This window comes from Pseudomonas sp. TE12234 (genome assembly GCF_054061835.1).
Genome location: NZ_JBSSEP010000025.1, coordinates 86,217 through 95,165 on the forward strand (window position 1 = coordinate 86,217; position 8,949 = coordinate 95,165).

At 59.3% G+C, this 8,949-nt stretch carries 7 protein-coding genes; all 7 read left to right on the forward strand.

Annotation, left to right across the window (positions count from 1 at the left end; all coding sequences use genetic code 11):
* Positions 1-44: 44 nt before the first annotated feature.
* The 7 genes from hfq to ACVWYU_RS28110 all read left to right on the forward strand — a co-directional run bounded on the left by hfq (position 45) and on the right by ACVWYU_RS28110 (position 8,676).
* Complete coding sequence (gene hfq, locus ACVWYU_RS28080; RefSeq protein WP_030128332.1) at positions 45-305, forward strand: RNA chaperone Hfq; 261 nt, start codon at positions 45-47, stop codon at positions 303-305.
* A gap of 12 nt (positions 306-317) precedes the next feature.
* A complete protein-coding gene (gene hflX, locus ACVWYU_RS28085) occupies positions 318-1,619 on the forward strand; it encodes a ribosome rescue GTPase HflX (protein ID WP_046819838.1) in 1,302 nt (433 codons plus the stop codon).
* A gap of 96 nt (positions 1,620-1,715) precedes the next feature.
* Positions 1,716-2,885 carry an FtsH protease activity modulator HflK gene (gene hflK / locus ACVWYU_RS28090; RefSeq protein ID WP_247257207.1) on the forward strand — a complete coding sequence of 390 codons (1,170 nt, stop codon included), beginning with the start codon at positions 1,716-1,718 and terminating at the stop codon, positions 2,883-2,885.
* Positions 2,885-3,754 carry a protease modulator HflC gene (gene hflC / locus ACVWYU_RS28095; protein WP_090328522.1) on the forward strand — a complete coding sequence of 290 codons (870 nt, stop codon included), beginning with the start codon at positions 2,885-2,887 and terminating at the stop codon, positions 3,752-3,754. The genes hflK and hflC overlap by 1 nt, the downstream gene beginning before the upstream one ends.
* A gap of 302 nt (positions 3,755-4,056) precedes the next feature.
* Positions 4,057-5,244 carry an ATP phosphoribosyltransferase regulatory subunit gene (locus tag ACVWYU_RS28100; RefSeq protein WP_090328525.1) on the forward strand — a complete coding sequence of 396 codons (1,188 nt, stop codon included), beginning with the start codon at positions 4,057-4,059 and terminating at the stop codon, positions 5,242-5,244.
* 54 nt (positions 5,245-5,298) lie between these two features.
* The gene (locus tag ACVWYU_RS28105; RefSeq protein ID WP_090328527.1) at positions 5,299-6,591 is read left to right on the forward strand and encodes an adenylosuccinate synthase; all 1,293 of its coding nucleotides are present in this window, start codon (positions 5,299-5,301) and stop codon (positions 6,589-6,591) included.
* 150 nt (positions 6,592-6,741) lie between these two features.
* Complete coding sequence (locus ACVWYU_RS28110; protein WP_390958395.1) at positions 6,742-8,676, forward strand: methyl-accepting chemotaxis protein; 1,935 nt, start codon at positions 6,742-6,744, stop codon at positions 8,674-8,676.
* Positions 8,677-8,949 lie beyond the last annotated feature (273 nt).

Sequence of the window (8,949 nt, forward strand, 5' to 3'; positions counted from 1 at the left end):
TGTTTACCTATTTTTTATATTGAATCCTTAAAGGAGTGCGGCACATGTCAAAAGGGCATTCGCTACAAGACCCTTACTTGAATACTTTACGTAAAGAGAAAGTTGGGGTGTCCATCTACCTGGTCAACGGTATCAAACTGCAAGGCACGATCGAGTCTTTCGACCAGTTCGTCATCCTGCTGAAAAACACCGTAAGCCAAATGGTCTACAAACACGCTATCTCTACAGTAGTGCCGGTTCGTCCAATTCGTCTGCCTAGCGCAACCGAATCCGAAACAGGTGATGCTGAGCCAGGTAACGCCTGATAGGAGTCTCCTTTGTTCTTTGAGCGCCACGGTGGTGGTGAACGAGTCATCCTCGTTCACTTGGATGGACAGGACCCTGAGGCGCGCGAAGACCCGCAGGAGTTTCAGGAATTGGCTAATTCGGCCGGCGCCGAGACCGTTGCGTTCTTTAACGTGCCGCGTCATCGGCCAACCGCCAAATTCCTGATTGGCAGCGGCAAGGTCGAGGAACTGCGCGACCTGGTCAAGGCCGAAGAGGCCGATCTGGTGATCTTCAATCACGTCCTCACGCCCAGTCAGGAACGTAACCTCGAACGTGTTTTCGAGTGTCGCGTGATCGACCGTACCGGTCTGATTCTCGATATTTTCGCCCAACGCGCCCGTACCCATGAAGGCAAGCTCCAGGTAGAACTGGCCCAGCTTGACCACATGAGCACCCGGCTGGTTCGTGGCTGGACTCACCTTGAACGCCAGGGTGGCGGTATCGGCATGCGTGGCCCGGGTGAAACCCAGCTGGAAACCGACCGCCGTTTGCTGCGGGTTCGGCTGCGACAGATCAAGGGCCGGCTGGAGAAGGTGCGCAGCCAGCGCGAACAGTCGCGGCGTGGTCGTTCGCGTGCGGATATCCCTACCGTGTCGCTGGTGGGCTATACCAACGCCGGTAAATCCACGCTGTTCAATAACGTGACGAAATCCGACGTCTACGCGGCTGACCAATTGTTTGCCACGCTGGACCCGACCCTGCGTCGTCTGGATCTGGACGATCTGGGGCCGATTGTCCTGGCGGACACTGTAGGTTTCATTCGTCACTTGCCCCACAAGCTGGTCGAGGCATTTCGGTCTACCCTCGAAGAGTCGAGCAACTCCGACCTGCTGTTGCACGTAATCGATGCGGCCGAACCCGATCGCATGTTGCAGATCGAGCAGGTGATGGTGGTGCTGGGCGAGATTGGTGCCCAGGACTTGCCGATCCTCGAGGTCTATAACAAACTCGATTTGCTTGAAGGCGTTGAGCCACAAATTCAGCGCGACGAAAACGGCAAACCCCAGCGGGTCTGGCTGTCGGCGCGTGATGGCACTGGTCTGGAATTGCTTGAGCAAGCCATTGCCGAATTACTTGGCAGTGATTTGTTTATCGGTACCCTGCGCTTGCCGCAACGATTCGCTCGACTGCGTGCGCAGTTTTTCGAACTCGGTGCGGTGCAAAAAGAAGAACACGACGAAGAAGGCATCAGTTTGCTGGCCGTTCGTTTGCCCCGGGTCGAGCTGAATCGACTGGTAAGCCGCGAAGGATTGCAGCCGATGGAATTCATCGAGCAACACACTTTGCAATAAAAGCCTGAGAAAGCGGTTGTGCCGTGGTGACAGGCATTCTGTAGCATTGGTCGGCGCGCCGTGGGTGCGTCTTTGCTTTATCAGATGGAGAGCGCTATGGCTTGGAATGAGCCGGGTGGCAACTCGAATAATCAGGATCCTTGGGGTGGCAAGCGTCGCAACAATGGCGACCGCAAGGGACCACCGGATCTCGACGAGGCCTTCCGAAAGCTGCAGGAAAGCCTGAACGGGTTGTTCGGTGGTGGTAAAAAACGTGGGGATGACGGCGGTGGTCCGGGCAAGAGTGGCGGCTTCGGCGGCCTGCTCGGCATTGGTCTGGTCGTGCTGGCAGCCGTGTGGTTGTACAGCGCGGTCTATGTTGTGGACGAGCAGGAGCAGGCCGTTGTGCTGCGCTTCGGCAAGTACTACGAAACCGTCGGCCCGGGTCTGAATATCTATTTCCCGCCGATCGACAAGAAGTACCTGGAAAACGTCACGCGTGAGCGTGCGTATACCAAGCAGGGTCAAATGCTGACTGAAGACGAAAACATCGTCGAAGTGCCGCTGACCGTGCAGTACAAGATCAGCAACCTGCAGGATTTCGTGCTGAGCGTCGATCAGCCGGAAATCAGTTTGCAGCAAGCGACTGACAGCGCCTTGCGCCATGTGGTGGGTTCCACCGCGATGGACCAGGTGCTGACTGAAGGTCGTGAATTAATGGCCAGCGAAATCAAGGAGCGGCTGCAGCGCTTCATGGATACCTATCGCACCGGTATCACCGTGACCCAGGTCAACGTACAGAGCGCAGCGGCACCGCGCGAAGTCCAGGAAGCCTTCGACGACGTGATCCGTGCCCGTGAAGACGAGCAGCGTTCGCGCAACCAGGCTGAAACCTACGCCAATGGCGTAGTGCCGGAAGCGCGGGGTCAAGCCCAGCGCATCCTTGAGAATGCCAACGGTTACCGTGACGAAACGGTATCGCGCGCCAAGGGTGAGGCGGATCGCTTCACCAAATTGGTGGCCGAGTACCGCAAGGCCCCTGAAGTCACCCGTCAGCGTTTATACCTGGACACTATGCAGGAAGTCTTCACCAACACCAGCAAGGTGCTCGTGACCGGCAACAAGAATGGCCAGAGCAATCTGCTGTACTTGCCGCTGGACAAGATGATTCAGAGCGGCTCTGGAGGTAATGCGCCGGTAACCGGTTCTGCCGCTGCCAGTAGCAGCACGGATGTTGCGCCGCATCTCACTGACCCGCCGCAAACGCGTACAAGGGAGACCCGCTGATGAGCAATAAATCGCTGATCGCCCTGATTGTTGGCGTCGTTGTGGTACTGGTTGGCTGGAACTGCTTCTACATCGTGGCTCAGACCGAGCGTGCGGTGTTGCTGCAGTTCGGTCGCGTGGTCCAGGCCGATGTACAGCCTGGCCTGCATGTGAAAGTGCCTTACGTTAACCAGGTGCGTAAATTTGACGCACGCCTGATGACGCTGGATGCACCGACGCAACGCTTCCTGACGCTGGAAAAGAAAGCCGTGATGGTCGATGCCTACGCCAAGTGGCGGGTGAAGGACGCAGAGCGTTTCTACACCGCGACGTCCGGTCTCAAGCAAATCGCTGACGAGCGCCTGTCCCGTCGTTTGGAGTCGGGCCTGCGTGACCAGTTCGGCAAGCGCACCTTGCACGAAGTAGTGTCGGGTGAGCGTGACGCGCTGATGGCGGATATCACCGCTTCGCTGAACAAGATGGCTGAAAAGGAGCTGGGCATCGAAGTTGTCGATGTTCGGGTCAAGACCATCGACCTGCCGAAGGAAGTGAACCGTAGCGTGTTCGAGCGTATGAGCACCGAGCGTGAGCGTGAAGCTCGCGAGCACCGCGCCAAGGGTAACGAGCTGGCTGAAGGCATCCGCGCCGACGCCGATCGTCAACGCCGCGTGTTGCTGGCTGAAGCCTATCGTGAATCCGAAGAGATTCGCGGTGACGGTGATGCCCAGGCCGCTTCGATCTATTCCAAGGCCTACGGTCAGGATCAGGAGTTCTACGCGTTCTACCGTAGCCTGCGCGCCTACCGTGAAAGCTTCGCGAATAAATCCGACGTCATGGTCCTCGACCCAAGCAGTGACTTCTTCCACTACCTGGAAAAAGCCAAGCCTTGATACGGCGTTGACCCAAATCATTCCGCCGGGCGGCTAACGCCTCTGGCGGGGTGATCCTTTGGCAAAACGTGTGTATGATGCGGCAGCCGGGAAATTCCCGGCTTTTTTGCGTCTGCACGTTTGATTGCTGTTTTGGTGCAAGCGTACGAGTCGAAAGGCTCGACAGGTTTTTCGAGGAAAGTGGTTGGCGAAGCCGGTTGAAGGCTTTTCGCTCCGTTGCTCATGCGCGGAACAATCATTTTCTGCTTCACTCAAGGCTCGGCCGAGGGCTGGCTGGCCGCCCGGATATAGGGGAAGGCGTAATGGCAACGGTAGACCGCTGGCTGCTGCCAGATGGCATCGAAGAAGTACTGCCACCGGAAGCGGCGCGCATTGAAGTTGCGCGTCGCCAGGTGTTGGATCTGTTCCAGAGCTGGGGTTACGAGTTTGTCGTGACTCCCCATATCGAGTACCTGGAATCCCTGCTCACCGGTGCAGGCCAGGACCTGGATCTGCGTACCTTCAAGGTCATCGATCCGCAGTCGGGCCGGCAGATGGGGTTCCGTGCGGACATCACGCCACAGGTGGCGCGTATCGATGCGCATACCCTGCGTCGCGAAGGCCCGAGCCGTCTGTGCTATGCCGGCAGCGTGCTGCATGCGCAGCCGCGCGCCTTGTCGTCCTCGCGCAGCCCGATCCAGCTGGGCGCCGAGTTGTATGGCGATGCCAGCCCGAGCAGCGATGTCGAAGTCATCAGCCTGATGCTGGCCATGCTGCAACTGGCCGATGTGCCGGACGTGCACATGGATCTCGGTCATGTCGGTATCTACCGCGGCCTGGCTCGCGCCGCCGGTTTGTCCGGTGAAGTTGAACAGCAGTTGTTCGACGCATTGCAACGCAAGGCCATCGACGAGGTCATTACCTTGACCGAAGGTTTGCCTGCCGATCTGTCGGGCATGCTGCGGGCGTTGGTCGACCTGTGCGGCGGCCGTGAAGTATTGGCAGCTGCGCGCGAGCGTCTGGCCAAGGCGCCGGCACCGGTTCTGGCAGCTCTGGACGATTTGCTGGCGATTGCCGAGCGGCTCTCCGTGCGCTTCCCGGAATTGCCGCTGTACTTCGACCTGGGCGAACTGCGCGGTTATCACTACCACACGGGTGTGGTGTTTGCCGTATTCGTGCCGGGTGTTGGCCAGTCCATCGCCCAGGGCGGTCGTTACGACGACATCGGCGCCGATTTCGGTCGCGCCCGTCCGGCAACCGGCTTCTCCACCGATTTGAAAACCCTGGTGACCCTGGGGCGTGCTGAGATCGAGCTACCGTCTGGCGGTATCTGGATGCCTGACAGTACGGATGCGGCACTCTGGCAGCAGGTTTGCCAGTTGCGCAGTGAGGGTCAGCGTGTCGTTCAGGCCTTGCCTGGACAACCTTTGGCCGCCGCCCGTGAAGCGGACTGCGACCGGCAATTGATTCAGCAGAACGGGCTTTGGCAAGTATCGCCACTGGCTTCTTGAGTTTTCCTGCCGGCCACCGCCGGCACCAAGTTTGCGCGAATGAGGACAAGTGTTATGGGTAAGAATGTCGTAGTCCTGGGCACCCAATGGGGTGATGAGGGCAAAGGCAAGATCGTTGATCTGCTGACCGAACATGCTGCCGCCGTAGTGCGCTATCAGGGTGGTCACAACGCTGGCCACACCCTGGTGATCGACGGCGAAAAAACCGTCTTGCACCTGATCCCGTCGGGCGTGCTGCGCGAAGGCGTGCAGTGCCTGATCGGCAACGGCGTGGTGGTTGCACCTGACGCTCTGCTGCGGGAAATCAACAAGCTGGAAGAGAAAGGCGTACCGGTGCGTGAGCGTCTGCGTATCAGCCCGTCCTGCCCGCTGATCCTGTCCTACCACGTAGCACTGGACCAGGCCCGTGAAAAGGCCCGTGGCGAGCTGAAGATCGGCACCACCGGTCGCGGCATCGGCCCGGCTTACGAAGACAAGGTTGCACGTCGTGGCCTGCGCATCGGTGATCTGTTCCACCGCGAGCGTTTCGCCGCCAAGCTGGGCGAGTTGCTGGACTACCACAACTTCGTACTGGTCAATTACTACAAAGAGCCTGCAATCGACTTCCAGAAGACTCTCGATGAGTGCATGGAATACGCCGAGCTGCTCAAGCCGATGATGCTGGACGTCACTGCCGAGCTGCACGCCCTGCGTCGCGCTGGCAAGGACATCATGTTCGAAGGCGCCCAGGGTTCGTTGCTGGACATCGACCACGGTACCTACCCGTACGTGACCAGCTCCAACACCACCGCTGGCGGCATCGCGACCGGTTCGGGTGTTGGTCCGATGTTCCTGGACTACATCCTCGGTATCACCAAGGCCTACACCACTCGCGTCGGTTCGGGTCCGTTCCCGACTGAGCTGTTCGACGACGTTGGTGCGTTCCTGGCCAAGCGTGGCCACGAGTTCGGTGCTACCACCGGCCGTGCCCGTCGTTGCGGCTGGTTCGATGCCGTCATCCTGCGTCGCGCTATCGACGTGAACAGCATCTCGGGCCTGTGCCTGACCAAGCTGGACGTGCTCGACGGCCTGGAAACCATCAATATCTGCGTTGGCTACAAAAACGCTGACGGTGCAGTGATCGACGCGCCAACCGACGCCGACAGCTACATCGGCCTGGAGCCGGTTTACGAAGAAATGCCGGGCTGGAGCGAATCGACCCTGGGTGCCAAAACCCTGGAAGAGCTGCCTCAGGCTGCGCGCAACTACATCAAGCGTGTCGAAGAGTTGGTCGGCGCGCCGATCGACATTATTTCGACGGGCCCGGACCGCAACGAAACCATCGTTCTGCGTCATCCGTTCGCTTGATAAGTCATTGATGTGAAACACAAAGGGCCCATAATCGGGCCCTTTGTCGTTTTTGTCTGCTGAACGGCATGACCTTTGCTGCGAACATTGAAAAGAGCATCCTTTCCGGTGTGCTATCAATTTAATGGCGCCAAAGCAGAGGGATTCCTAGTGTCGGCCGTTCTCTCATTGTTACAAAGCCGTTTGTTGCGGCCAGTGTTCGTTACGCTTGGTATCGCCCTTTTGGTGCAAGTGCTGGTAGCTGTCGCTCTGACCCGGAGCACGGTGACTGCATTGGAAGCCGATCTCGGTATGCGCCTGGGTGCGGACAGTCAAAAACTTTCCGGTGAGCTTGAGCAGGCGGGGCGAGAAGTCACGTCGAGCCTCGATAACCTCTCCGCCAGTACCCGCCAACGTCTTACCACCGGTTTGTCCTCGCGCCTGGAGGATGAGCAGGCGCAGTTGCGTGCGACGCTGGAAAAGGACTTGAAGGACTCCGCCAGCGACATGGCGCAGCTTCTGGCCTCAGTCGCCCCGCGCGCGATGTGGGATAACGACGTTCCGACCCTGTCCGAGTTTGCCCGAAGGGCCCAGCGCAATCCCAATGTACTGTTCGTGGTGTATGACGACGCCACGGGTCAGCATCTGACGCGCTACCTCAACCGGGAAAACCCGATCAACAAGGCGCTTCTGGAGAAAGGCCAGGGCGAGAGGGCGCTGGACAAAGTGCTGGATGCGGCGAAGAACGATCCTTCGGTCTTTTACATCGAAGCCTCGATCAACCCCAATGGTGTGGAAATCGGCAAAGTCCTGATGGGCGTCTCGACCGCGTCGGTGGAAACCGACCTGGCGGCCCTCGACAAACGCTTCTCCGCATTGATCGCCAGCAGTGATCAATTGGTGGGTGACAGTCTCAAAGGTGCGGCAGCGGATAGCGCGGCAGCCATGCGTGCACGACTGCAATCGGCCCAGTCCACGGCGGCTGAAATGAAAGCCAATACCACCAACACCGTTCAGGAAGCGGCAGCAACCTTGCGCTGGCGCATCGGTGTCTGTCTGGCGGTGGTGGGCTTCGGTGTCCTGCTGTTGCTGGCAGTGGTGCTGGGGCGTCGAGTGGTCAACCGCTTGAAAATGCTGATTGTCGCCATGGATGACCTGGCGGCGGGCGAGGGTGATCTGACCAAGCGGGTACAGATCAGCAGCAAGGACGAGATCGGTGACATGGCCTCGGCGGTCAATCGCTTTGTGGATAAGTTGCAGCCGATCGTGCGCGAAGCGGGTGACGTGGCCCAGCGTACCGGCGTGGAAATCGGCGCCATGACCCTGCGTAATGCCGGGGCCGATGCGGCGGCAGGTATGCAGCGCGATGAGGTGGCCGAAAGTCTGCGGGCCTTGTCGCAAATGGCTGACGAGGCCCAGTCTGAAAGCAACGCCATGCAGGCAGCTTTGAAGCAGGTCGTTGATATCCGTCAGGCCACCGACGAAAACACCCGCACCTCGGCGAAAGTCGGCAGCCTGATCGAAGCGTTGGCTGGTCAAGTCGAAACCGGGGCTCAAGTGATCGAGCGGCTTGCGCAGCAAAGTGAACAGATTGAGGTGGTGCTCACGGTGATTCACGGGATCGCCGAGCAAACCAACCTGCTGGCACTGAACGCGGCCATCGAAGCGGCGCGAGCCGGCGAGACCGGGCGCGGGTTCGCGGTGGTGGCGGACGAGGTGCGAGCGCTGGCGAGCAAGACGCAGAGCTCCACTGGCGATATCCAGGCGCACATTGTGGCGTTGCAGCAAGGCGCGCGTGAGGCGGTGGCGGCGATCGGTCAGGCTGGGCGTCAGGCGAACGAAGGTTTGCTGGTATTGCGTGACAGTGCGCGGCTGCAGCAATCAGTGCAGGCTTCGGTGGAGCAGGTACATGCGGCGATCGGTCTGGCAACCCAGGCCGCCGCGCATCAAGCCCAGGGCGCGCAGGCTGTGCGTGGTCGGGTCGAAACCATTCACGCGCAGGCAGAGAAAGCGGCTCAGGCGGTGGTGGAGACCACGGCCAGCGGCAAGGTGCTGGACGGTTTGGCGGCGCAGTTGAAGGCGAGCCTGGGGCAGTTCAGGGCTTGATGTGTTGTCAGGGATGAGGCCGTCGCGGGCAAGTTCGCTCACGCAGTGACTCTGTTGTTCACAAAAATTGTGTTCGCAGAAAATTTCTGTGGGAGCGAGATTGCTCGCGATCGACAAGAACGATAATGCGTTCTGTCTGCGAGAGAGCGCCGCCTTTAAATGCACCGCGAGCAAGCTCGCTCCTTGTATGTTGGCCAAACACTCGGCGAGAGCAGCTAAGCTCGTCGGTGTCGTCAAAACGATGTGTTTCTGGGGGAGGCCGACGGCTCCTGA

Bases quoted from the DNA above. Each gene is read 5' to 3' on its own strand.
- hfq (WP_030128332.1), top strand. From the start codon at position 45: ATGTCAAAAGGGCATTCGCTACAAGACCCTTACTTGAATACTTTACGT.
- hflK (WP_247257207.1), top strand. From the start codon at position 1,716: ATGGCTTGGAATGAGCCGGGTGGCAACTCGAATAATCAGGATCCTTGG.
- hflC (WP_090328522.1), top strand. From the start codon at position 2,885: ATGAGCAATAAATCGCTGATCGCCCTGATTGTTGGCGTCGTTGTGGTA.
- ACVWYU_RS28100 (WP_090328525.1), top strand. From the start codon at position 4,057: ATGGCAACGGTAGACCGCTGGCTGCTGCCAGATGGCATCGAAGAAGTA.
- ACVWYU_RS28105 (WP_090328527.1), top strand. From the start codon at position 5,299: ATGGGTAAGAATGTCGTAGTCCTGGGCACCCAATGGGGTGATGAGGGC.